The organism is Holdemanella porci, assembly GCF_019052655.1.
Taxonomy (GTDB): domain Bacteria; phylum Bacillota_I; class Bacilli_A; order Erysipelotrichales; family Erysipelotrichaceae; genus Holdemanella; species Holdemanella hominis.
The window spans coordinates 1-23,904 of sequence record NZ_JAHQVB010000007.1 but is presented as its reverse complement, the minus strand read 5'-3'; the positions used below and the strand labels follow the sequence as shown (position 1 = coordinate 23,904).

The 23,904-nt window shown below is 35.3% G+C and carries 26 protein-coding genes, 1 pseudogene and 1 other annotated feature; of the genes and pseudogenes, 26 read left to right on the top strand and 1 reads right to left on the bottom strand.

What is annotated here, in order from left to right; genetic code table 11:
* Positions 1-9 precede the first annotated feature (9 nt).
* The 15 genes from KTQ83_RS02535 to KTQ83_RS02465 all read left to right on the top strand — a co-directional run bounded on the left by KTQ83_RS02535 (position 10) and on the right by KTQ83_RS02465 (position 11,365).
* Positions 10-798 (top strand): putative RNA methyltransferase, encoded by a 789-nt coding sequence (locus tag KTQ83_RS02535; protein WP_217256003.1) that lies wholly within the window; start codon positions 10-12, stop codon positions 796-798.
* Positions 767-2,329 carry a 23S rRNA (uracil(1939)-C(5))-methyltransferase RlmD gene (gene rlmD, locus KTQ83_RS02530; RefSeq protein ID WP_244975737.1) on the top strand — a complete coding sequence of 521 codons (1,563 nt, stop codon included), beginning with the start codon at positions 767-769 and terminating at the stop codon, positions 2,327-2,329. Before KTQ83_RS02535 ends, rlmD begins: the two co-directional genes overlap by 32 nt.
* Positions 2,330-2,683: 354 nt before the next feature.
* The gene (locus KTQ83_RS02525) at positions 2,684-4,606 is read left to right on the top strand and encodes an oxidoreductase (RefSeq protein ID WP_186998313.1); all 1,923 of its coding nucleotides are present in this window, start codon (positions 2,684-2,686) and stop codon (positions 4,604-4,606) included.
* A gap of 68 nt (positions 4,607-4,674) precedes the next feature.
* Positions 4,675-4,977: an oxidoreductase gene (locus tag KTQ83_RS02520; RefSeq protein WP_244975736.1), complete on the top strand. Its 303-nt coding sequence runs from the start codon at positions 4,675-4,677 to the stop codon at positions 4,975-4,977.
* Between the two features lie 68 nt (positions 4,978-5,045).
* Positions 5,046-5,210, top strand: a complete 165-nt coding sequence (locus tag KTQ83_RS02515) for a hypothetical protein (RefSeq protein WP_186998312.1) — start codon at positions 5,046-5,048, stop codon at positions 5,208-5,210.
* Between the two features lie 118 nt (positions 5,211-5,328).
* Positions 5,329-5,469: a hypothetical protein gene (locus KTQ83_RS02510; RefSeq protein WP_217285019.1), complete on the top strand. Its 141-nt coding sequence runs from the start codon at positions 5,329-5,331 to the stop codon at positions 5,467-5,469.
* Between the two features lie 40 nt (positions 5,470-5,509).
* Positions 5,510-5,692, top strand: a complete 183-nt coding sequence (locus KTQ83_RS02505; RefSeq protein ID WP_217256001.1) for a hypothetical protein — start codon at positions 5,510-5,512, stop codon at positions 5,690-5,692.
* Positions 5,628-6,038 carry an NAD(P)-binding protein gene (locus KTQ83_RS02500; RefSeq protein WP_217256000.1) on the top strand — a complete coding sequence of 137 codons (411 nt, stop codon included), beginning with the start codon at positions 5,628-5,630 and terminating at the stop codon, positions 6,036-6,038. The genes KTQ83_RS02505 and KTQ83_RS02500 overlap by 65 nt, the downstream gene beginning before the upstream one ends.
* Positions 6,023-6,610, top strand: a complete 588-nt coding sequence (locus KTQ83_RS02495; protein ID WP_217255999.1) for an FAD-dependent oxidoreductase — start codon at positions 6,023-6,025, stop codon at positions 6,608-6,610. The genes KTQ83_RS02500 and KTQ83_RS02495 overlap by 16 nt, the downstream gene beginning before the upstream one ends.
* 199 nt (positions 6,611-6,809) lie before the next feature.
* Entirely contained in the window at positions 6,810-8,153 is a 1,344-nt protein-coding gene (locus KTQ83_RS02490; protein WP_117923962.1) for a radical SAM/SPASM domain-containing protein, read from the top strand.
* Between the two features lie 50 nt (positions 8,154-8,203).
* Positions 8,204-9,094 carry a patatin-like phospholipase family protein gene (locus KTQ83_RS02485; RefSeq protein WP_217255998.1) on the top strand — a complete coding sequence of 297 codons (891 nt, stop codon included), beginning with the start codon at positions 8,204-8,206 and terminating at the stop codon, positions 9,092-9,094.
* A gap of 81 nt (positions 9,095-9,175) precedes the next feature.
* On the top strand, positions 9,176-9,469 hold the full coding sequence (locus KTQ83_RS02480; protein ID WP_117923966.1) for a hypothetical protein: 294 nt from the start codon (positions 9,176-9,178) through the stop codon (positions 9,467-9,469).
* Between the two features lie 2 nt (positions 9,470-9,471).
* On the top strand, positions 9,472-10,362 hold the full coding sequence (locus KTQ83_RS02475; RefSeq protein WP_217255997.1) for an O-acetyl-ADP-ribose deacetylase: 891 nt from the start codon (positions 9,472-9,474) through the stop codon (positions 10,360-10,362).
* Positions 10,363-10,473: 111 nt separating this feature from the next.
* Positions 10,474-10,752, top strand: a complete 279-nt coding sequence (locus tag KTQ83_RS02470) for an autorepressor SdpR family transcription factor (RefSeq protein ID WP_186998305.1) — start codon at positions 10,474-10,476, stop codon at positions 10,750-10,752.
* Positions 10,739-11,365 (top strand): SdpI family protein, encoded by a 627-nt coding sequence (locus KTQ83_RS02465; RefSeq protein WP_244975735.1) that lies wholly within the window; start codon positions 10,739-10,741, stop codon positions 11,363-11,365. Before KTQ83_RS02470 ends, KTQ83_RS02465 begins: the two co-directional genes overlap by 14 nt.
* Here KTQ83_RS02465 and KTQ83_RS02460 read toward each other — a convergent pair.
* Positions 11,362-12,390: an Mbeg1-like protein gene (locus KTQ83_RS02460; protein WP_217255996.1), complete on the bottom strand. Its 1,029-nt coding sequence runs from the start codon at positions 12,388-12,390 to the stop codon at positions 11,362-11,364. The genes KTQ83_RS02465 and KTQ83_RS02460 overlap by 4 nt on opposite strands.
* A gap of 102 nt (positions 12,391-12,492) precedes the next feature.
* Between KTQ83_RS02460 and KTQ83_RS02455 the strand changes: the two genes are divergently transcribed.
* The 11 genes and pseudogenes from KTQ83_RS02455 to metG form a co-directional block, all read left to right on the top strand.
* Positions 12,493-13,050 (top strand): manganese efflux pump, encoded by a 558-nt coding sequence (locus tag KTQ83_RS02455; RefSeq protein ID WP_186998302.1) that lies wholly within the window; start codon positions 12,493-12,495, stop codon positions 13,048-13,050.
* A 10-nt stretch (positions 13,051-13,060) separates the two neighbouring features.
* Positions 13,061-13,621, top strand: coding sequence for a TetR/AcrR family transcriptional regulator C-terminal domain-containing protein (locus tag KTQ83_RS02450; protein ID WP_117923978.1), 561 nt, complete (start codon positions 13,061-13,063; stop codon positions 13,619-13,621).
* A 40-nt stretch (positions 13,622-13,661) separates the two neighbouring features.
* Positions 13,662-13,873 (top strand) — a binding site (T-box leader).
* Between the two features lie 44 nt (positions 13,874-13,917).
* A complete protein-coding gene (lysS, locus tag KTQ83_RS02445) occupies positions 13,918-15,831 on the top strand; it encodes a lysine--tRNA ligase (RefSeq protein ID WP_217285018.1) in 1,914 nt (637 codons plus the stop codon).
* Positions 15,832-16,035: 204 nt separating this feature from the next.
* Positions 16,036-16,584: pseudogene (locus KTQ83_RS02440) on the top strand (phospholipase D-like domain-containing protein); the annotation flags it as partial.
* A gap of 210 nt (positions 16,585-16,794) precedes the next feature.
* Positions 16,795-18,228: a phospholipase D family protein gene (locus KTQ83_RS02435; RefSeq protein WP_217285017.1), complete on the top strand. Its 1,434-nt coding sequence runs from the start codon at positions 16,795-16,797 to the stop codon at positions 18,226-18,228.
* A 17-nt stretch (positions 18,229-18,245) separates the two neighbouring features.
* Complete coding sequence (locus KTQ83_RS02430) at positions 18,246-18,917, top strand: response regulator transcription factor (RefSeq protein WP_425331019.1); 672 nt, start codon at positions 18,246-18,248, stop codon at positions 18,915-18,917.
* Complete coding sequence (locus KTQ83_RS02425; protein ID WP_005929825.1) at positions 18,917-19,960, top strand: HAMP domain-containing sensor histidine kinase; 1,044 nt, start codon at positions 18,917-18,919, stop codon at positions 19,958-19,960. The genes KTQ83_RS02430 and KTQ83_RS02425 overlap by 1 nt, the downstream gene beginning before the upstream one ends.
* A gap of 33 nt (positions 19,961-19,993) precedes the next feature.
* Positions 19,994-21,037, top strand: coding sequence for an FUSC family protein (locus KTQ83_RS02420; RefSeq protein ID WP_217285016.1), 1,044 nt, complete (start codon positions 19,994-19,996; stop codon positions 21,035-21,037).
* 11 nt (positions 21,038-21,048) lie between these two features.
* Positions 21,049-21,621, top strand: coding sequence for a CDP-alcohol phosphatidyltransferase family protein (locus tag KTQ83_RS02415; RefSeq protein WP_217256860.1), 573 nt, complete (start codon positions 21,049-21,051; stop codon positions 21,619-21,621).
* Between the two features lie 27 nt (positions 21,622-21,648).
* Positions 21,649-23,499: an AI-2E family transporter gene (locus KTQ83_RS12200; protein ID WP_244975734.1), complete on the top strand. Its 1,851-nt coding sequence runs from the start codon at positions 21,649-21,651 to the stop codon at positions 23,497-23,499.
* Positions 23,459-23,904, top strand: a 446-nt coding sequence (gene metG / locus KTQ83_RS02405) for a methionine--tRNA ligase subunit beta (protein WP_254242913.1), incomplete at its 3' end; no start/stop codon positions are given. The genes KTQ83_RS12200 and metG, both read left to right, overlap by 41 nt.

Below are 23,904 nucleotides of genomic sequence, written 5' to 3'. Positions count from 1 at the left end.
AATCTTTTTATGTTGATATGTCCGGTGTGTAAAAAGAAACTAATAAAAGAAAATAAAACATTTCGATGCGAAAATAATCATTCGTTTGATTGTGCCAAACAAGGTTATGTGAACTTATCGCGTAAACAGACAAAGAATCATGGGGACAATGCTTTGATGGTCAAAGCGCGTACCGATTTTTTTAAAAAAGATTATTATGATTTTATGCGTCAATATGTAAAGGGAAAGGCTAATGGATCTATTTATTTGGATGCTGGTTGTGGTCAGGGTTACTATACAAAAGAGATAGGGGCGAACTTTGAACATAGTTATGGGATTGATTTGAGTAAGGAAGCGATTCTTCATGCGTCTAAACAAGATAAACATACGCAATATATTGTGGGGAGTTTATTTGATATGCCTTTTTTAGATGAGAGTATAGATTGTGTTACAAGTATTTTTGTGCCTTTAGGCCAAGATGAAATCTATCGTATACTAAAAGAAAATGGATATTGGATCGTAGTAGGTCCGGGTCCTAAGCATTGTTTTGAATTAAAAGAAGTATTGTATGACACACCATACGAAAATGAAATGCCTGAAATACTAGAACAATATGAATTGGTAAACCAGGAAATTATTCAGAAAAAAAAGATGGTAGATGATGTATGGTCTTTACTAGAAATGACACCATATCGATATAAAACGAGTCAAGCTGGACTTGATCGTGTAAAACAATTAGAAAGGTTAGAGGTTACGTTTGAGTTTGTCGTAACTGTGTATAAAAAACATGAAAACAACAGTAAAAAAATGGGGAATTAATGGTGAGGGAATTGCGTTCCATGAAGGAAAGCCAGTATTTATTGAAAATGCCATTCCGGATGAAGTTATTGAATTTGATATTAAAAGTGATGAAGGTACTTATTTAGTTGGAGAATTAACTCGTTTAGTTGAACAGAGTTCAAAGCGTCGCTACCCACTTTGTCCAATTTGGAAAGAGTGTGGTGGATGTGCTTTGATGCATGTAAAGTATCCAGCACAATGCAAGATGAAAGAGGGTAATTTAAAAGAAACGCTGATTAAGTATGCGGATTATAATGGTCGCATTTTACCAATTTTAAAGAATCATGAGCCATTGTCATATCGTAATAGCTGCAAACTTCCTTTTGGTGAAGAATATGGGGAGTTATATACAGGAATGTATGAGCGTGATACAAACCATTTCCAAAAGATGAAAAGATGTTATGTGCATTCAAAATTGTTGGAACAAACGCGTCAGGAAGTTTTAAAAATTATGAATGAGCATCATTTAAAGATGTATGATGATAAAAAGAAAACGGGTTATCGTACATTGGTGATGAAAGAATTTGATTCTAAGATTCAAATTATATTTGTGACGGGAAAAGAAGATATCAGTGAAGAATTTATTCGTGATGTGACTCAACTAGAGGGTGTTGTATCAATCTGGCAAAGTGTAAAAACAGAAACAAAGCGTGAAGTATTTGGGGATATGCGGTTTATTTGGGGAGAAGAAAAGATGCATCTTCAATTAGAAGATATTCAATTATCTTTACTTCCTAGATCTTTCTTCCAGTTAAACACGAAACAATCCGTGAATCTTTATAATGTGGTTAAAGATTGGATGCCAAGATCAAAGACTACGGTTGAAGCCTATAGTGGTATTGGTGCTATCAGTTTATTTGTGAAAGATAAAGCTGAAGAAATCATTGGTGTTGAATCCATTCAGGATGCGGTTGATAATGCCAATGAAAATGCGATGTTAAATCATGCAGACAATGTATCTTTCATTTGTGAAGATGCGGGTAGTGCCTTAGCACATTTAGTACAAGAAAAAGAAGTGGATACATTGATTGTGGATCCGCCTCGTTCTGGTTTGGATGATACAATGAAGGAAACTATTTTAAAATCAAAAATCAAAACGATGATCTATGTATCTTGTAACCCAGCTACTTTGGCTAAAGATTTAGGCGTATTAAAGAAAGAATATCGTATTGTCAAGATTCAACCACTCGATATGTTTAGTCAAACTCCACATGTAGAAAGTGTTACACTACTTGTTCGTAATGATGACTATAAACCTAGACGTCGTTTTGATAATCGAAAAAATCGTGACTATAAACCAAGAAGAGATGGAGATTTCAAACCTAGACGTCGTTTTGATGATAAAAAAGATGGAGACTTCAAGCCAAAACGCCGTTTTGAGGATGATAAACCAAGAAGACGTTTTGATGATCGAAAAGATGGCGACTTCAAACCTAGACGAAGATTTGATGATGATCGTAGATCGAAACGTTTTACAGATGACAAACCAAATCGTAGATATGGTAAATAAAACATGCAAGGATTTCAGGAAAATGAAACTGAAGTCCTTTTCTTATTTATTAGAAATTTATTTCAGAGAATCTTGGCACTTCAATGATGAGAGATTCAAATATGGATGGCAGTGAATTAGAACCTATTGTTACAATCAATGATAAAATGTTGTACTAAATCATTGTTAAGGATACCTAACCAAAAAAGTTTACAAATTAATTAAATAGATAATTTTATGTTAATAAATGCGTTATAATGATGGTAGCGCATTCTTTTTATTTTTTAATTCATAATAATATACAAAAAAAGAGATAGGCTTTTTGCGTCTATTTGTGAGTAAAATAACAAGAATCTATGAGGAGGAGTTTATAAAATGAATAATTTTCCACATTTATTTGAACCAATTGAAATTGGAAAGACAACAGTAAAAAACCGTATTTTTATGCCACCTATTTCAACAAATATGGCCGATAAAGGATATGTTACAGATGATTTAGTAGCACACTATTCTGCACGTGCAAAAGGTGGAGTTGGACTTATCGTTACTGAAGTTGTAACTGTAGAACCAACTTATGTATATCTTCCAGGAGATATGTCAATTTATGATGACAGTTTTATTCCAGGATGGAAAAAATTGGTGGATGGCGTACACCAATATGGAACTAAAATTTTGGCACAATTGTTTCACCCAGCTTATATGGCATTCCCAGTACCAGGAACACCTCAATTAATTGCACCAAGTTGTGTAGGTCCTTACTATGCACAAAGTGCACCAAGACCAGCAACCATTGAAGAATTACACACAATTGTTGATCAATTTGGTCAAGCGGCTCACCGTGTACAGATTGCCGGTGGTGATGGTGTTGAAATTCAATGTGCGCATGCTCATGGATTATTAGGTGGTTTCTTAACACCTTTATATAATAAACGTGCGGACGAATATGGTGGAAGTCTTGATGGACGTTTACGCTTATGTTTAGAAGTTATTGCATCTGTTCGCAAGTATTGTGGAGATGACTTCATTATCGATGTTCGTATTAGTGGTGATGAATATAGTGAAGGTGGATTGACATTAAATGATCAGATCTATGTTTGTAAACAATTAGAAAAAGCTGGAGTTGACTTTATTCACGTATCTGGTGGTAATACAATCAAACGTGGATCAAGTATGCCAGCTCCTGGTACAAGTGCTGCACCTCACGCTCACTCAAGTGAAGAAATTAAAAAGCATGTAAATATCCCAGTCGCTACAGTTGCTCGTATTAACGAACCTTGGATGGCTGAAGAACTAATCGCAAACGGAAAATGTGATATGTGTATGATCGGACGTCCAAACTTATGTGACAGTGAATTCGCAAATAAAGCATTCGAAGGTAAAGTAGACGATATTCGTCCATGTATTGGATGTGGACGTTGTTTAACAGGAATCATGATGGGTAAACGTATTGGATGTACAGTAAATCCAAGCGTGGAAGATGATACGATTGCACCTGCAGAAACTAAGAAAAAAGTTTTAGTTATTGGTGGTGGTCCTGCTGGTATGGAAGCAGCATATGTTGCCAAAAAACGTGGACACGAAGTTGTTCTTTGTGAAAAATCGAATGAACTTGGCGGTCAATTAAGACTTGCGGCTGTTCCAATCGCGAAACAAGAATTGTGTAAAGTTATTAAATTTATGATTCGTCGATTAGATCATGAAGGTATTGAAATTCGTTTAAATACAGAAGTCACAAAAGAAAGGCTTGAAAATGAATTTAAAGATTACGAAATCGTATGTTCAAGTGGAGCTACACCCAAAGAAATTCCACCATTCAAAGTATTCAAAAATTGTATGACCGCAGACGATGTATTATCTGGAAAGAAATATCCAGGACGTAATATTGTTGTATTAGGTGGTGGAAGTGTTGGATGTGAAACAGCGGATTATTTAGCACCATTAATCAATGACTTATTCCCAATGAATCGTAAAATTACATTATTAGAAATGACAAATAACTTAATGCCTGGTGAAGGTGGAGCTGCAAAATCTAGATTGACTCAAAGATTGATGCAGAAAGGTGTTCGCATCGAATTGAATGCACAAGTAACAAATGTGGATGAAGAATCTATTACTTACGTAAAAGAGGGTGTTGAACACAAAATTACAGAAGCGGATACTTTAATTTTTGCTGTAGGATATGCACCTAAGAAAGTGGAAGTGGAAGCTGAAAATGTACACTATATTGGGGATTGTGAAAAAGTGGGAACTTTAAAAGATGCGATCACAAATGCGCATGAAATTGCTAAAAATATCTAGCAGAAATTATGATAAGTGAATTATTATAACCAATTCAAGTTGGTAACTTAACTTTTAAAAATAGAATTATGTTTCCCCCTTTGACAACAGGATGTGAAGAAAGAGTCGGATTGATTGAGCCTCGTTCATTAGCTTTCTATACAAGACTTGCACAAGGTGGATGTTTTTATATCGTTATTGGCGATGTGGCTCCTGTTCGTACTGCAAATCCTACACCAAAACTATATGATGAATCGCAAATTGAAATGTATAAAAAATTAGCTGATGCCTTACATGAACACGATTGTAAAGTAGCTTTACAATTGTTCCATCCAGAATATGATGTTCAAGGCGTAGGAAAAATGATTGTGGAAGCTGGTATTGCTGGTTAATTGGCTGTAAAAGCGAAGGCTGCCAATAATTTAGAAGAGGCTAAAAGCAACAAAAAATCTGTGACGAATTGACAAAGGGTGCATACGCAAAATTACATCATGATATGCAGCACTTTGTGACGGAAGCAATTGCTGAACAATTAATAGCTATTAAAAATAGTATTGCCCAATGTGCTAGAAAAGCGCAAAAAGCAGGTATTGATGCGATTGAAATTCATGGTGACCGTTTATAGGTTCATTATGTTCAACATTATTAAATCATCGTACAGATAATTATGGTGGTAGCTTAGAAAATCATACGCGTTTGCATTAGAAGTTTTACGAGCAATTAAAGAAGCGGCTCCATCAATGATGGTCGAATATAAACTTCCAATTATTACAGTTAATCCAGATGGATCTTTACGTGGTAAAGGTGATTTATTGGAAGATGAAGAGGCTGAATTCGCAAAAATGTTAGATGCAGCAGGAATTGATATGATTCAAGTGGCTTAAGCTAACCACACAGGAAAACAGGGGCGATACAATTCCTCCTATGGGTGCTGTTCCTTATAACTGGATTTTAGGTGCTTGTGAAAAAGTGAAATCCGTTGTTTCTTGTCCTGTTGCAACAGTGGGTCGTGTTGTCAGTGTTGAAGCTGGTGAAAAGATTCTTGAAGACGGCAGATATCATTGGATATGGAAGAAGTTTATTAACAGATCCAGATATTGCCAATAAAGTGGAAAATGGTGAATGCATTCGTGAATGCTTGAACTGTAATAAAGGTTGTGTAGATGCCATCCAATCTCGTCGTTACTTAAGTTGTGTTTTAAATGACGAAAATGGAGATGAAGAAACAATCTTCATTCAACCATGTACAGAAACTAAGAATATCGCAATCGTAGGTGCTAGTCTTGCCGGATTAGAAGCGGCTCGTGTAGCTTATAAACGAGGACATACAGTGACTGTATTTGAAAAATCAAATCGTTTAGGTGGACAAATCAATATTGATTCAGTTCCACCAAGAAAGATGAAATCTTACGTTCTGTTCAATACTATGAAAAATTCTTGTCCGATAAAGTAGATATTCAATTAAACCATGAACCAACAATGGATGAATTGAATGGATTTGATCATGTGATCTTGGCAATTGGTACTCACAATATGGATCTTCTTATGTCGGTAGAAAATTCAAATGTTGTATCCAGCTGGGATATCTTGAATGGTCAAGAAGTATCTGGTAAATGTGTTGCCTTAGGCGGAGGTTTAGTAGGTGCTGAAACGGCTGAATATTTGGCAAGTAAAGGGCTAGAAGTTTCAATCGTTGAAATGATGGATAAGATTGCAGCACAAGAATCTGAAACTGTATTACCATTGATGGAAGCTGATTTTAAAGAACACAATGTTCAAAAATTTGTGAATACACGTGTTAGTGAAATTAAAGATAATGTCATCTATGTAGTGAATACAAAAGATGAAACAAATGTTGAAATTACAGCGGATGCAATTGTAAATGCATTAGGTTCTAAAAGGAATGTATTTGATGATAGTAAGTTAACTGTTCCATTTACTTATGTAGGTGACTGCAGTGGTGAAAGAACAGCAGATATCGCAAGTGCTATTCGTACAGGATATAAGGCTGCCAATGAAATCTAAGAAGGTGTGAAAACATCTTCTTTTTTACAACAAATGACCGTGGTTCATAAATATATAAACCATATATGGCATATATCTCAAAATGGCATAAAAATAATGACCATAGCTCATAAATATTTACACATTTGAAAATTTGTCTATTAAAAACCCATTTTTAAAGAACTAGAATGAAATTATAAATGAAACCGGAGGAAGAGTTATGAATTTTAGTTCTTTACAGAGTAGTGTTCAAAAGTTTGGAATGAGTCAAGCTTTGAAGTATTTGGATAAGGATCCAGAAACAAATATTCCTAAATTAATGAATTTAGTAGATAAGGTTATGCCTGAAGGTTGGTATGGTTCACAGCGTAAAGTGATTCGTGAACAAATCGATGAAAAAGGTGTTTGGTATGACTATATCATGAAGCTTTACGATTTGAATGCAGGCGTTCGTCAGGCTGTATTTAAAAACTTTATTTTTAATGCATCACTAAATGGTAGTACAAAACAAGAGGAGTTGGCACAAAAATATAATTGTAATATCCCTTGGGCTGTATTATTAGATCCAACATCTGCATGTAACTTACATTGTACAGGATGTTGGGCTGCTGAATATGGACATCAATTAAATTTATCTTTAGATGATATTGATTCGATTATTCGTCAAGGAAAAGAATTAGGTACTTACATGTACATTTATACGGGTGGAGAACCTTTAACACGTAAAAAGGATGTGATTAAGATTTGTGAAATGCATCCAGATTGTGCTTTCTTATCTTTCACAAACGGAACATTGATTGATGAAGAATTCTGTCAGGATATGTTGCGAGTTAAAAACTTTGTTCCAGCCATTAGTTTGGAAGGTTTCGAAACAGCGAATGATTCTAGACGTGGTGAAGGCTGTTATGAAAATGTAAAACGTTCCATGGAATTATTAAAGAAACACAAATTGCCTTTTGGAATTAGTACTTGTTATACAAGTGTAAACTATAAAGATATCGCAAGTGATGAATTCTTTGATTTAATGATTGATTCAGGTGCTTTATTCTGCTGGTTCTTCCACTATATGCCAGTAGGAAATGAGGCTGTGAAAGAATTGCTTCCAACACCAGAACAAAGAGCGTATGTTTATCATCAGATTCGTAAGTTCAGAAGTGAAAAACCAATTTTCACTATGGATTTTCAAAATGATGCGCAATATGTGGGTGGATGTATTGCTGGAGGTAGAAGATATCTTCATATCAATGCCAAGGGCGATGTAGAACCATGTGTATTCATTCATTATTCGAACTGTAACATTCACAATACAACATTACTCGATGCACTTAGATCTCCATTATTCCAGGCTTATCATGATAATCAACCATTTAATGAAAATATGTTAAGACCTTGTCCAATGTTAGAAAACGCTGGTCGTATTCAAGAATTGGTGAAACAAAGTAAAGCAGTCAATACAGATTATGAATCCCCAGAAGATGTGGATCACTTATTGGAAAAGACGGTTCCATATGCAAAAAACTGGAAGCCAATGGCTGACAAACTTTGGAATGAACAAAAAAAGTAGACAAATTAAAAAAATGAGTATAGAATTTTCAGCTAAGAAGGAGGGATGTTATGAAGAAGAATAATAAGCGTTTTTCGGGAATATCCAAACTTCCAAATGGAAATACTTCAAATAAAATTGTACCTGGATGTATCGTCCTTGAAGGCGGAGCTTTTCGAGGATTATATACATCAGGGGTATTAGATGCTTTAATGCAGTTTGAAATCAATATGCAGTGTACAGTTGGTACAAGTGCAGGGGCTTTGAATGGATTTAACTATGTGGCTGGTCAAATTGGTCGTAGTGCTAGAATTAATTTAGGGTATCGTCATGATTCTCGATATGTTGGTTTAGAAGCTTTTAAAAACAACAAAGGAATTATTGGATTTGATTTTTTGATGAAAGGAACTCAATATTTTGATCCATTAAATACACCTCGTTTTATGAATCCAACGCGTGATTTTATTGCGGTATGTACAAATTGTAAAACGGGAAGGCCCGAATATTTTAGTAAGAATAAAACGCAGGATATTTTTAAGGCCGTACAAGCCAGTGCAACCATGCCTTATGTTTCAAAGATGGTTGAAATTGAAGATGGTTTATACTTGGATGGTGGCTGCAGTGATAAGATAGCGTATCAATGGGCATTGGATCATGATTATGAGAAAATCATTGTGGTTCGTACACGTCAAAGAGAGTATCGGAAGAGTGAAGCGAATCCTTTCGTTCAAAAAATGACAAAAAGATTGTATGCTGAATATCCAGCTTTAGAACAGAAGTTGGAATCGATGAATAGTGAATACAATAGACAGTGTGATGAATTATCAAGACTTGAAAATGAGGGAAGAATCTTTACGGTTGCCCCAAGCAAGCCAGTGAATGTATCGCGTGTAGAGAGGGATGTGGATAAACTCGCTGATCTTTACTACATGGGATATTTGGATGGTTTAAATCAGATTTAAAGAATCAAAGAATATTTAGAAATTGATTAAGAGGCCATGCCTCTTTTTCATTTTGTGTTAGAATAAGTGTAGGTGATTTTTATGGTACAAGAAAGACAACAAGAAATCGTAAATGAATTATTAAACTATATGGATACATTAGAAGATGGTAGTGAAGTAAGTACTTGGGATTTAATGGATGAAGTATTTAACTATCAACGCTTTAATGATGGGTATTGTTTTAATGATTTTAAAATTAGCGAAGAAGAATTTATTTCGTTAGATTCGCTATTAAAGGAAAGTGCAATGAAAGAGGGATTCTTTATTGATGACTCTATTTATCAAGATGTGATTGGGGCTTTTCCTTTTAGTTTGACATTTGTAGTAAGGAAATAGGTATGGAAAGATTAGAAACATTGATTCAAGAATTATATCAAGAGGGGACTCGTGAAAAAAATATGGAGGTTCTTTCGCATATTCGTAAACTGGCAAAAGAACAAAAACAATTTATTATTCCTGTCGGCGATGTCGAGGGTGAAAAAGTCTATCGAAGATTATCTTTAGATGATGGTCAAGATGTATTTGTAGCTTTTACTACACAGGCTCAAGTGGATTTGGGGCAGGATACAGAAACATTAAATCAAAGTGTGATGGATGTTTTAAATATGGTGCATGATACACAAGGTGTAAGTGGAGTTGTATTAAATCCTTGGAAAGATTCGTATTTTTTACCAAAAGTTTTAATTGAAATGATTTTAGACAATAAGAATCTAGAGAGTGAAATCAAAGTAGTAAAAGGAGATATCACTACTTTTGATGGAGATTGTATTGTCAATGCAGCCAATGAATCGCTTTTAGGTGGCGGCGGTGTAGATGGCGCTATTCATAGAGCGGCCGGCCCCATGTTACTTGAAGAGTGTAAGCTATTAAATGGTTGTCATACAGGACAGGCCAAGATTACTAAAGGGTATGATTTAAAGGTAAAGTATGTGATTCATACTGTGGGTCCGATGTATTCGGCAAAACATGAAGATGAGCATATGTTGAGGGATTGTTATTGGAATAGTTTGAGTTTAGCTCGTAAGTATGATATTCATACAATCGCATTTCCATGTATTTCATGTGGAGTCTATGGCTATCCTGTAGAAAAGGCAGTGCCATTAGCATTAAAGACAATTGCGGATTGGTTGGATGCAAATAGTGATTATACAATGAAAATCAGTTTGTATTGTTTTGATGAAGAAACGACAAAGGAATATCAAAAATATACAACGTATCAGGGAGAATAATCTTCCTGATTCTTTTTATTATCTATTTAGAAAATTTTCTAAATATAGTTGAAATTATCAAGAAACGATGTATAATCTATTTAGAAATATTTCTAAATAGGAGGTGGTGTTTTGTTTGAAAAAACGTTTAAAGCTTTAGGTGCTCCAGTCAGAAGAGACATTTTGAGTTTATTAAAAAAAGGCAAGATGTCAGCTGGAGATATCGCAAGTCATTTTGATATGTCTCAGGCAACTGTTTCTTATCATTTATCCTTATTAAAGGACGCAGGTTTGATTTGTGAAGAGAAGGATAAAAATTTTATCTTTTATCAAATCAACGCATCTGTTTTTGAGGAGATGTTGTGTTATTTTAAGTCTTTTTTAGGAGGGAATGAAGATGTTGAAAAATAAATGGTTTCAATTTAGTTTAGCTTTGTTTGTGGTTCCATTCGTATTGAATCTAGTTTTCTATAATCAATTACCAGATGTTGTGCCAACCCATTTTGATGTAAATGGACAAGTTGATGGTACAATGCCTAAGTTTATGGGTTTATTTGGTATGTTGTTTTTGTGCTTGGCAATTCATGTATTTTCTTGTTTTGTGACGGTAAAAGATCCAAAGCGAAATAATATTCCAGATTTTATGATGAATATTCTATTTATGATTTGTCCAGTTGTTTGTATTGTGACAAGTATGACAATTATTTATTTTGGCTTGGGGTATTCTTTTGATGTTAGTTTTGTGATGAATATTTTAGTTGGCATTTTATTGATTATACTCGGTAATTATTTGCCAAAGGTAAAGCGAAATTATGCGGTTGGAATTAAAACTTCGTGGTCTTTGAATAGCGATGAAAACTGGGTGTTGTCAAATCGTGTAGGTGGCTATTGTATGGTCATTGCTGGAATCTTATATATAGTACTTGGATTACTTGGTTATGTGACAATGGGCATTGTTGTGATTCTTGTAGCGACTATTATTCCGTGTATCTATAGTTATATATTATTTAAGCGAGGAATTTAGTTTCCTCGCTTGATTTCGTTTTGAATGCATTTGAATAAGACTTGAATGGTTCCACTAATCATTTTCTTCGTTTGACTATCCATATTTTGAATGGATTTGACCATCTCAACCATATCGATATTCTTCCTTAAATCTTTTGGGTTTTCATAATCTGAAAAGATAGAGTAAATGGTATCAATAACTTGTTTGCGAGTATTGATATCAATGGATTTAAGCCATTTTGATAGTGTGGATTGTGTATGTTTGGATAGTTGATCATTTTGTTCTAGATAAATAAAGTCACCATTTTCAACGCACCACGTAAATGGATCATGTTGAAGGATGGATATGGCATCACTTTGGATGATTTGATAATTATTTGTTTCTTCAAGTAAGAGTCCAATAACACTCGATTGTGGTATGGTCTTGAATACTTTCTTATCAGTTTGATAAGGTGTAAGAAATCCAGGCCCATCATGGTTGTATGTACAATAAATTGGATTGTGTGTATGGATAGTGGCATAAAGTGCTAAGTTAGCTCCTTTGGAGTGTCCTCCTAAGATGAGTTTGTGTTTTGTCTTATAGTTGTTTACATAGTTTAATGCAGAAATTTGACTGGGAATATTTTCTTGAAAACATAGATTAAAATCTTCTTTCCATCCTACAAAGCTAGCATCGGTTCCGCGAAAGGCAATATAATCGGTTTGATTGGGCAAGTGAAAAGTCATAGCACAGAATTGTTTTTCGTTGTCTTTGTCAAAATTGGTTTGTAGATGAGAAATGGTAATGGATTCATAACGAAGGGAGTGTATGCATTGAACAAATAATTCTTCATTTAATTCGGGTACTCGGGTATCAATGCATAAAGTATCAATCTCATTTTCAAATTCATTTAATAAATGGACTTCGGATTCAACATCAATAGTGGAGTTTTCAAATTTAATATAGGAGATTTGTGAGAGAATCAAAGAGTCCACATTATTAAATGGGTATTCTTCAAGGGTTAAATTTCCGTATTCTTTGATGTGGTCAATGATGTTTTTCATAAGTTTATTGTAGTGCATAAATACATTTAATGAAATATGTTCATCGTGATTTTTAAAATAATCCAAGTTCGTATACAATAAGGTTAGTGAAGGTGGATTGTTATGTTGATATTTGGAATTTTGAGTATTTGTCTGAGTTTAGACGTATTTGTATGTGCACTAGAACAGGGGGCTTCAATTCGTAATATTCGCTTCTCAAAAGTATTAGTTTATGGATTGATTTTTGCGCTATGCAGTTCGGGTATATTTTTATTAGGACATGGAATGTCCACATATATTTTTGGACGTCCTTGGGCAATATTGAATAAATATGTTGCGATATTTGTCTTTTTGATTCTTGGAAATGGAATGGTCATCTATAGTTTTAAGCGTGGAAAGTTTGTGGAAAGACTACAAGAGTTTGATACAAAAAAAATTATTAAATTGGCTCTTATTGGAGGACTGGACTGTTTCTTTGTTGGAGTTGGCTGTTATTATATGAATCTTCCTTATTTGATGGAGTCTTTAGTCTTATTTTTAATTGTACTTGCTGGCTATATGATTCATTTTTATATTGGATATTATAATGGGGCCGGATATCAAAAGGCTTATTATTTTCTTTGCGGAATCGTATACTTATTTATGAGTTTATCGTTAATTTTTAGATTAATTCGATTGTAGAGGTGATTTCATGACATTTAATGAAAAGGTGACGATGAAAGATCTTCTGAGTGAGGGATTGTATATTTTGATGCAACAAAAGCCTTTCGAAAAGATCACAATCAAACAGATTTGCGATAAAACAGGTGTTATTCGTGGAACTTTCTATAATCATTTTATGGATAAGTATGAGGCTTTAGAATACTTGATTCATCGTATGTTTTATAAAGGAATGGAGCATGAATCAAATCCTCAAATTATAAAACACATCTTTCAGACTGTAAGTGATAATCGTGATTTTTTTAAGTCTTGTTACAGAATCACAGGACAGAATGGTTTTGAAGATTTAATGAGTAATGTGTTTAAAGAAATATTTAGAAATGTATTTTCTTATTTAGATGTGACTGGTATGGATTCAAGGTTCACAGTAGATTTTTTAGTGGATTATTATGCGAATGATTTATTATACTTTTTAAAGTATTGGATTTCTCATGATTTCGAACCGGATGTAGAAACATATTATGCCAAGATCGATGTTTTATTTAAAAACTGTATTAAAGAATTAAATATTCGATATATGGATAAATCTTAAATTGACAAATTGTGTATTGTCTAGTAGGATAAGAGCGTATAAAAAGGCAATGAAGAGGGCGAGTACCTTTTAGAAATACTTTAGAGAGCTTTTGGTTGGTGAAAAAAAGTGTAGGACTAATTGGGAATAAAGACTTGGAGCTATTTGTATTTCCTGCATTAAAGGAAGAGCTGTTTATAGACAGTGACTAAGGCTGGGCAAAGTGATTTGTTTGGTAAATTAGGGTGGTAACACGAGCACTTCGTCCCTTTGTGGCAAGTGCCTTTTTTTATGGATAAAAGAAAAAGGAGAAAACAATGGAAAAGTTAACGCAACAAGAACAAGTTCGTCGTCAAAAGATGCAAGATTTGATTGACATGGGTATTGATCCATTTGGATCTCGCTATGATCGTACTTCAAATTCGGGTATTATTACTTCATCTTATGGAGACAAGACAAAAGAAGAATTAGATGAATTACAAGTAACAGTTAAGATTGCAGGTCGTATCATGACGAAGCGTCGTCAGGGTAAGGCTGGTTTTATGAACATCCAGGATCGTGAAGGTCAAATTCAGATTTATGTTCGTAAAGATGAAATTGGTGATGATCAATATGAAATCTTCAAGAAAAATGACATTGGAGATATCGTAGGTATTGAAGGTACTGTCATGAAGACAGATCATGGACAATTGTCTGTTCGTGCTAAAAACTATACACACCTTTCAAAATCACTTCGTCCTTTACCAGAAAAATTCCATGGTTTGACAGATGTTGAAGAGCGTTTCCGTCGTCGTTATGTAGACTTGATCATGAATCCAGAGGCAAAAAGAATTGCCTTAACTCGACCAAAAATTATTCGTGCAATCCAACATTATTTGGATGGTCAAGGTTTAGTGGAAGTTGAAACTCCAGTTATGCAACCAATCTTAGGTGGTGCAAGTGCTAGACCTTTCGTAACGCACCACAACACATTAAATATGGACTTCTATTTGCGTATTGCGACTGAATTACCATTAAAGCGCTTGATCGTTGGTGGTTTAGAAGGTGTTTATGAAATTGGACGTTTATTCCGTAATGAAGGTATGGATGCGATGCATAACCCTGAATTTACTACAGTAGAAGCGTATGTTGCCTATAGTGATTTACACGGAATGATGGACTTGATTGAAGGTTTATTTGATTCTGTTGCAAATGAAGTATTGGGTACTACAGATATTACATATCAAGGAACAAAATTATCATTAAAGGCTCCTTTTAAACGTATTCACATGGTGGATGCGATCAAAGAAGCTTGTGGTGTAGACTTCTGGCAAGATATGAGTTATGAAGAAGCTTTGAAATTAGCTGAGGAACATGATATCGAAGTTGAAAAGATTCAAAATACAGTTGGACACATTATCAACTTATTCTTCGAAAAATATGTTGAAGAAACTATTGTACAACCAACATTTGTATATGGTCACCCAACATCCATTTCTCCATTAGCTAAGAAGAATACGAAGGATCCTAGATTTGCGGATCGTTATGAATTGTTCATTTGTGGACATGAATATGCGAACGCATTCTCTGAATTAAATGATCCAATTGATCAAAGAGAACGTTTCGAAAAACAATTAGAACTTCGTGAATTAGGTGATGATGAAGCCAACGAAGTGGATACAGATTATGTAGAAGCATTGGAGTATGGTCTTCCTCCAACTGGTGGTGTAGGACTTGGAATTGATCGTTTCGTAATGTTATTGACAGATCAAAGAACAATTCGTGAAGTATTATTATTCCCTCACATGAAGAACTTGGGGGATTCAAACAAGAAAGCAAAAGCTAAAAAACTAGTGGAAGCTGCACCTGTAAAGGTTGATTTCTCGAATGTAAAAATTGAACCAATCTTCACAGATATGGTAGATTTTGAAACATTCAGTAAGTCAGATTTCCGTGCTGTTAAGATCTTAGCTTGTGAAGCTGTAGAAAAATCTAAGAAGCTATTAAAATTTACTTTGGATGACGGAGAACGTAAAGATCGCGTTATTTTAAGCGGAATTCACGAATATTATGAACCAGAAGAATTGGTTGGAAAGACTGCAATTGCGATTGTAAACTTACCACCAAGAAAAATGATGGGTATTAATTCTGAAGGTATGTTGATCTCAGCTGTTCATGAAGAAAATGGTCATGAAGGACTAAACTTATTGATGGTTGATGACAAGATTCCTGCAGGAGCTAAGCTTTACTAAAATAGAATAAAGTAATGAATTAATATAAGGCTTTTATCAATCTTGTTAACTCAAGATAAAAGCTTTAAATAAAAGGAAAATGACTGATATAGGTTGATACAGATTGTTATAGACATGTCTAAAAAAGACCCGAATCAGGACCCGGAAAATTCATTTTAGGACTCAAAAAGGACCTGAAAAAGATCAAAAAACTGTTATTTTATAACAGTTTTTTTTAAGCCTTATGCAGACAGTCCTATGGATAATGAGCAGGTCGGAGAAGAAGTTTATATCAGTATGATAAATAAAGCTGAAAAATATTGTTGGTTTATGACTCCATATCTAATCATAACAGATGAAATGACGCATGCGTTATGTCTGGCTGCTAAGCGAGGGGTAGACGTAAGAATTATCACACCTGGTATCCCTGATAAAAAATTCATTTATAATGTAACTCGTTCTTTTTATCATGGATTAGTTAAACATGGTGTTCGTGTTTATGAGTGGACTCCTGGTTTCTGTCATGCAAAAATGAGTGTGGCAGATGACTGTATGGCAACTTGTGGAACAATTAATTTGGATTATCGAAGTTTATATCACCATTTTGAAAACGGCTGTTTTATGGCAGATTGTCAGGCAGTTGTGGAAATAAAAAATGATCTGATAAGAACGATAGGAGAATGTCGTGATGTGACAGACCAATATCAAACCGTACGAAGTGCATATTTGCGACTGGGACAATTATTTACGAGATTATTTGCTGGATTGCTATAAGAATCTGATGAAACGACCTTTCAAAAAACAGTTGATTTAGAAGTTAACTGTTTTTGAAAGGCCGTTTTTGCTATATCTAACAGTCTGTTGTACAAAGAAGATTTTGCATGGATGAAAAAACAAACCTTGTTGAGGTTAAATTGAGTTTTCCATTGTATTGTATTGCTAATGAATAAGAATAAGAAATAAAAAGGAATCAGGTGATGTACAATGAAAAAGCATAAAATATGTAAAATCCTTCTTGTTATACTGGCAATTTTTTTATGTGTGGCTTTTTATGAATTGCTCGGAATCTGCGTTGCATATAAAAAGCAGCCGGAAGTGTCCAATACAACCAAAAAAGAAACAAAAAATGGGTCATGGAACGAATGCAGTGAAAATACAGAACGGGCAGTAATCATAGAAAAGAATCCAGAAGCGCTTTTACAAAGAGTGCGTTTGATCAAGAATGCAAAAAAGGAAATTATTCTTTCTACTTTTGCATTTAAATCCGATGAAAGTGGAAAATTGATCTTAGGAGCACTGCATGATGCGGCAGACAGAGGTGTACATATTCGTCTGTTAGTAGATGGAACGGAGAGCTGGATTGATATGGAAGGAAATCCGTATTTCTATGGATTATCTTCCCATGAGAATGTTGAAATTAAACTGTATAATAAGGCCAATCCGTTGAAACCGTGGAAAATGATGGGTAGAATGCATGATAAATATTTGATTGCAGATGGAAAGAGATATATTCTTGGGGGAAGAAATACATACAATTATTTCCTGGGTGATTTTCCGGGACATAAGAACTATGACAGAGACGTGTTAGTGGTTTGCGATGAACCTGAGAAAGAAAATTCAGTTAACCAGTTGTTAGAGTATTTTGAAACGATATGGGAACAAGAAGACAGTGATTATTTTCATGACAATAAAAAACTGGCAAATAGAAAATCTGTAAAGAACGCAGTTTTAGAGCTGCAGAACGGCTATCAGAAATATTTTGAAGAGAATAAGGAAAGAATCTGCGATACCGATTACACGGACGAAACTTTTGAGACAGAAAAGATTGCATTAGTGTCAAATCCTATCCACACAGGTCCCAAGGAACCAGTAGTCTGGTATCAACTGGGAGAACTAATGAAAAATGCAAAAGAGCGTGTGAAAATTCATACACCATATATTATCTGCAATGATATGATGTCTAATACATGGGAGGAGATTGCAGAGAACGTTTCAGATTTTTCTATCATGACAAATTCAGTTGCGAATAATGGGAATCCATTTGGGGCTGCCGATTATGCGAAAAACAGAAATAGAATCTTAAGTACAGGAATTAATATCTGGGAATATGAAGGCGGTTATTCATACCACGGAAAAAGTATTCTGATTGACGATGATCTGTCTGTAATCGGTTCCTTTAATATGGACATGAGAAGTGCATATCTGGATACGGAACTGATGCTCGTAATTCGCAGTAAAGATATTAATAAACAGTTGGAAGAGGGCATGATGGAATATGAAAGAGTGTCCCGACAGGTATTGGAAGATGGAACCTATCGTGATCCATATCATGTAGAGCCAATCGAATTAACAAAGAAACGTCAGAGAAAAATATTTTTGGTACAGCATCTGCTTGGATGGGCAAGGTATCTGTTTTAATAAGGAGGAAGGAAAACGTGTTTCAAATATTGATTGTAGAAGATGATAAAGAATTAAGCCAGCTATTCCAAAAAGTGCTTGAGAAGAATGGATATCAAGTCAAAAGTGCATCGGATGGAGCACAGGCATTAGAAGTATTGGTTAAGGAATATATTGATCTGATCATTTCTGATATTATGATGCCGGTTATGGATGGCTATGAACTGGTGTCAGAACTTCGCTCAGCAGGATATCAGATACCAGTGCTTATGATCACTGCGAAAGGTTCCTTTGATGATATGCGCCAGGGATTTCTTTCGGGAAGTGACGATTATATGGTAAAACCGGTAAATGTGAATGAAATGGTTTTAAGAGTCGGAGCACTGCTTCGCCGTGCACAGATACTGAATGAACACAAAATTGTGATCGGTTCAACAGAGTTTGATTATGATGCAATGACGGTTACAACTGATAAGGAAAGTCTTGTTTTGCCTAAAAAAGAATTCCTGCTTTTATATAAGCTTGCAGCTTCGCCAGGCAGAATATTTACAAAACAACAGTTGATGGATGAAGTATGGGGATACGAGACGGAGGCAGACTCACATACGATAGAGGTACATATAGGAAGAATCAGGGAGCGTTTGAAAGATAACCCTGATTTTGAAATCGTAACAATGCGTGGAATTGGATACAAGGTGGTGAAAAAATAATGGAACAAAAGAAAGAAAAAGGATTGCGGATCCGATCCTGTCTGACTGGTGCAATCTGGCTGGCACTTGTATTTTCAACAGTCATATCTGCGTTATTATTTGCTTTTTTGAATCATTTTTTTAATCTGCCGGGCAGCATACCTGTGCTTGGCTGGCTTTTGATTTTCAATACATTGATTGCAGGGCTGATCACTTCCTTTATTAATGCAAAGTTACTGGAACCAATTACAAGACTTAGTAAAGCAATGAAGGAAGTTTCTCGGGGAGATTTTGAACAGCATTTGGAAACGAATAGCCGTATAGCAGAAGTTGGAGAATCTTATCAAAGTTTTAACGTTATGACAAAAGAACTTCGTGCAACAGAGGTGCTGCAGATGGATTTTGTATCTGATGTTTCTCATGAGTTTAAGACCCCGATTAATGCCATTGAAGGATATACAATGCTGCTTCAGGGAGAAGAACTGTCTCCGGATCAAGAGGAATATGTAGAAAAAATCTTATTTAACACCCAAAGACTTTCCGGATTGGTTGGTAATATTTTGCTGTTATCCAAGTTAGAGAATCAGAATATACCAATGAAAAAAACAGAATATCGTCTGGATGAACAGATCCGCCAGGCAGTTCTTTCATTGGAAACAAAATGGACAGAAAAAGAAATTGGTTTTCAGGTAGAATTGGAGGAAGTTAAATATACTGCGAATGAAGGACTTTTTATGCATATCTGGATAAATCTTTTAGATAATGCGATTAAGTTCAGCCCTTCAAAGGGGACAATTACGATGTTTCTGAAACAAGAACAGGATTCTGTTAAGTTCATTCTGGAAGATGAAGGACCAGGAATAGAGGATGATGTAAAATCCAGAATATTTGACAAGTTCTATCAGGTAGATGGATCTCATAAAGCAGAAGGAAATGGCCTAGGTCTTGCACTTGTAAAACGGATTGTAGATAGTGCCGGAGGAACAATCAAAGCAGAAAACCGTGAATATGGTGGATGCAGATTTGTTATAGAGCTACCAAAGCAGAAAGATGAGATTATCTAGTTTTAAGATAAATTAGAAGATGAGAGGATTTATATGACATTTTATCAGGAGTTGCAGTTAAATCAGGCAGGTTCTAAAAACCTGTTGAAAAAGAGTGAAACACTAAAAGAAAAACTATATCATATGTGGGTATATCTGGTGAAGATAGCTGCTACAATGGCATTTTGTTTTTTCTTTGTTAGTATTTTCAGCATCCTATTTGGAAATGAGAACAGCATTGTAGGTGTAGTAGTCTTATTATGTCTCATGGTGTTTAGGAATGCGGATCTGGGGATCCACACCGGACAATCTACGATGCTTTTGGCTTTGTTCTTTGTAATTATGACTGTATGTCCGCATTTAGCAAATCAGTTTTCACCGGTATTGGGAATGCTGTTAAATATTGCGGCACTGGCTGTGTTGATTCTGTTCGGATGCCATAATCCATCCATGTTTAATCAATCTACATTGGTTCTTGGGTATCTGCTGCTATATGGTTATGATGTTACGGGAAAAAGCTATCAGATGCGATTAGTCGGTATGGCTTTAGGTGCAGCACTTACCTGCTTCGTATTTTATCGAAATCATAAAAACAGAACTTATAAAAGAAATCTGAAAGATCTGATACAAGAATTTGATATCACTTCTTCCAGAACAAAATGGCAGATATGTCAGATTTTATGCGTACCGATTGTCCTTTGCATTGCAGAACTTTGTAATATGCCACGTGCAATGTGGGCTGGTATTGCGGCCATGTCCGTGATTTTGCCGTCCATGGAAGATATGCACTACAGAGTCCGTAAAAGGATTGTCGGAAATATTGCAGGTGTTATATGTTTTACAGTATTATATTTTCTGCTTCCTTCGTCAATCTATGCATATATAGGAATTCTTGGTGGAATCGGTGTAGGATTTTCAGCACAATATGGCTGGCAGGCAGTATTTAACACATTTGGTGCTTTAGCCATTGCTGCAGAGACATATGGACTACAAGGAGCGGTTAGTCTTAGAGTGAGTCAAAATGTTTTTGGTGTTGTGTTTGCTTTAGCATTTTGTGTTATATTTTATTGGTTTATGCCTAAAAAAAAAGGAAAGTGAGGTGACCGTACATGCAGAGTGAAGTGAATCAGGAAGAAAATTTGAATAGAATTATTACGGTTCCTAATCTTCTTTCTTTTTTTCGGCTTTGTCTGATTCCGGTAATTATATGGAGTTATTGTGTAAAGAAAAATCCTCTGTTAGCTGGTGAAATCTTATTGCTGTCTGGTCTTACGGATCTTGCTGATGGATATATCGCAAGAAGATTCCATAGGATTAGTAATTTAGGAAAAATACTTGATCCGGTGGCTGATAAGCTGACACAGGCAGCGATGTTAATCTGTCTGTTTACTCGTTTTCCGCATGTGCTTCTTTTAATCGTAATAATGGCAGGTAAGGAGCTGTATATGGTAGTCAGTGGATGTCTTGTGATACAAAAGACAGGAAAAGTACATGGTGAAGACTGGCATGGAAAGATAGTAACCTTTTTATTATATGGAACTGCAGCGGTGCATATTATATGGTTCCACATTACACCGATGGTATCAGATCTGTTGATTGGTTTGTGCGCTATAATGATGGTCATATCGGTCGCTCTGTATATTATCCAGAATACCAGGACTCTTAAGGAAGAGACTGTATAAGCAATTTTATATGCGATACAGTTTCTTTTGTCAGGAAATTTCGGAGCAATTTTAACCGTTCTTTGTTCATCGGTTGCAGGACTTCCGGTGCCATTTGCACCAGTACATTTACTCTTCATTAATCTTTTGACGGATAGTCTTCCGGCAATTGCGTTAGGCTTAGAGCCGGATAGAAGTGAAGTGATGAGTGAAAAACCGAGATTGGCAGATGAGTCGATATTGACAAAAGATTTTCTTAGCAAAATCGGTCTGGAAGGTTTGGTAATTGGAGCAATGACAATGATCAGTTTTTTGACAGGATACAACCAGAATGGTACATTGCTTGGAAGCACGTATGCTTTTGGAACTCTTTGTCTGGCACGTTTGTTTCATGGATATAATTGCAAATCAGATCATCCGGTCATTTTTACAAAAGGTCTCTTTCATAACAAGTGGCTTCAGGGAGCATTTGTGTTAGGTGCAGTACTCATTACAACAGTACTGACGGTTCCTGGTTTCCATAACTTATTCAAAGTGGAAACGTTGAATCTGATGCAGCTTGGATGTGTATATTTATATGCTTTTGCAAGCCTTCTGATTATTCAATTACTTAAGTGTATACGTATGAAACTAAGAAAGAGGGGAAAGATAGTGGATTTAAGTAGATGTTCTATGAAAAAAATTCGAGAACTGATTGTGTTTACGGCATTTCTTGTAGTTGCTTTGTGGAAATTCGATGTGGTGATTGAAGTGCTGAAGTCAATATGGAAAATTGTGTTTCCTTTTGCGCTTGGTGGTGCAATTGCCTTTGTGATTAATGTACCAATGAGTTTCCTAGAAAAGAAAATGCTCGGAAAGATAAAAGAAAATAATAAAATAGGAAAAAAAGCTGCGAGACCGATAAGCCTGCTTCTTACAATTATATTGGTAGCAGGTGTCATTATATTGGTAATGTTTGGTGTGATTCCACAGCTTACACAGACCATGGGAAATCTGATGACGAGTATTTCAGATTTTATTCCACAGATGCAAAACTGGATTCGAGAATTTTCACATGATAATCAGGATATTATGAAATTGGTAGATCAGCTGCAGTTTCAGCCTGATCAGGCAATTAAATGGGGAATAAGTCTTCTTGGAAACGGAGTCGGAAATATGATGAATACGACGATGTCAGCAGTAGGTTCCATTGCCAGTGGATTAGCGACCTTTTTTATTTCGTTTTCCTTTGCATGCTATATTCTTTTTCAGAAGGAAAAATTACATTTACAGGTAAGAAAAGTGATTTTCGCTTTTATTCCAAAACAAAAAGCAGATGCAATTCTTAACATATGTTCGCTGACATATCGGACATTTGCAAATTTTCTTGCAGGGCAGTGTCTGGAAGCAGTAATTCTCGGAATGATGTTTGTTATCACGCTAAGTATTTTAAAAATGCCATATGCACTTTTAATTGGAATTTTGATCGCGTTTACCGCATTGGTTCCTATCTTTGGAGCCTTTATTGGCTGTGCCGTGGGAAGTTTTCTGATCTTTATGGTAAATCCAAAACAGGCAGTTTTATTTATTATAGTTTTTCTGCTTTTGCAGCAGATAGAAGGTAATCTGATCTATCCTCATGTGGTTGGCGGATCAGTAGGACTTCCATCAATTTGGGTACTGGCGGCAGTTACAATCGGCGGAAATCTTATGGGAATTATAGGTATGCTGATTTTCATTCCACTTGTATCGGTATTTTATACTATATTCCGGGAGTTCGTATATCTGCGCCTAAAAAAACAACATATAAAACGAGTAACGAGAACGGATGTGGAAGAGTATGCGGAGGAGGAAATTGCGTCATCCTTTATTTTGCCGAATGAAGAACTTGGGGGATTCAAACAAGAAAGCAAAAGCTAAAAAACTAGTGGAAGCTGCACCTGTAAAGGTTGATTTCTCGAATGTAAAAATTGAACCAATCTTCACAGATATGGTAGATTTTGAAACATTCAGTAAGTCGGATTTCCGTGCTGTTAAGATCTTAGCTTGTGAAGCTGTAGAAAAATCTAAGAAGCTATTAAAATTTACTTTGGATGACGGAGAACGTAAAGATCGCGTTATTTTAAGCGGAATTCACGAATATTATGAACCAGAAGAATTGGTTGGAAAGACTGCAATTGCGATTGTAAACTTACCACCAAGAAAAATGATGGGTATTAATTCTGAAGGTATGTTGATCTCAGCTGTTCATGAAGAAAATGGTCATGAAGGACTAAACTTATTGATGGTTGATGACAAGATTCCTGCAGGAGCTAAGCTTTACTA

Coding starts and splice junctions, on each gene's coding strand:
- KTQ83_RS02535 (WP_217256003.1), top strand. CDS start 10: ATGTTGATATGTCCGGTGTGTAAAAAGAAACTAATAAAAGAAAATAAA.
- rlmD (WP_244975737.1), top strand. CDS start 767: ATGAAAACAACAGTAAAAAAATGGGGAATTAATGGTGAGGGAATTGCG.
- KTQ83_RS02525 (WP_186998313.1), top strand. CDS start 2,684: ATGAATAATTTTCCACATTTATTTGAACCAATTGAAATTGGAAAGACA.
- KTQ83_RS02520 (WP_244975736.1), top strand. CDS start 4,675: ATGTTTCCCCCTTTGACAACAGGATGTGAAGAAAGAGTCGGATTGATT.
- KTQ83_RS02510 (WP_217285019.1), top strand. CDS start 5,329: ATGGTCGAATATAAACTTCCAATTATTACAGTTAATCCAGATGGATCT.
- KTQ83_RS02505 (WP_217256001.1), top strand. CDS start 5,510: ATGGGTGCTGTTCCTTATAACTGGATTTTAGGTGCTTGTGAAAAAGTG.
- KTQ83_RS02490 (WP_117923962.1), top strand. CDS start 6,810: ATGAATTTTAGTTCTTTACAGAGTAGTGTTCAAAAGTTTGGAATGAGT.
- KTQ83_RS02485 (WP_217255998.1), top strand. CDS start 8,204: ATGAAGAAGAATAATAAGCGTTTTTCGGGAATATCCAAACTTCCAAAT.
- KTQ83_RS02480 (WP_117923966.1), top strand. CDS start 9,176: ATGGTACAAGAAAGACAACAAGAAATCGTAAATGAATTATTAAACTAT.
- KTQ83_RS02475 (WP_217255997.1), top strand. CDS start 9,472: ATGGAAAGATTAGAAACATTGATTCAAGAATTATATCAAGAGGGGACT.
- KTQ83_RS02465 (WP_244975735.1), top strand. CDS start 10,739: ATGTTGAAAAATAAATGGTTTCAATTTAGTTTAGCTTTGTTTGTGGTT.
- KTQ83_RS02460 (WP_217255996.1), bottom strand. CDS start 12,390: ATGAAAAACATCATTGACCACATCAAAGAATACGGAAATTTAACCCTT.
- KTQ83_RS02455 (WP_186998302.1), top strand. CDS start 12,493: ATGTTGATATTTGGAATTTTGAGTATTTGTCTGAGTTTAGACGTATTT.
- KTQ83_RS02450 (WP_117923978.1), top strand. CDS start 13,061: ATGACATTTAATGAAAAGGTGACGATGAAAGATCTTCTGAGTGAGGGA.
- lysS (WP_217285018.1), top strand. CDS start 13,918: ATGGAAAAGTTAACGCAACAAGAACAAGTTCGTCGTCAAAAGATGCAA.
- KTQ83_RS02435 (WP_217285017.1), top strand. CDS start 16,795: ATGAAAAAGCATAAAATATGTAAAATCCTTCTTGTTATACTGGCAATT.
- KTQ83_RS02425 (WP_005929825.1), top strand. CDS start 18,917: ATGGAACAAAAGAAAGAAAAAGGATTGCGGATCCGATCCTGTCTGACT.
- KTQ83_RS02420 (WP_217285016.1), top strand. CDS start 19,994: ATGACATTTTATCAGGAGTTGCAGTTAAATCAGGCAGGTTCTAAAAAC.
- KTQ83_RS02415 (WP_217256860.1), top strand. CDS start 21,049: ATGCAGAGTGAAGTGAATCAGGAAGAAAATTTGAATAGAATTATTACG.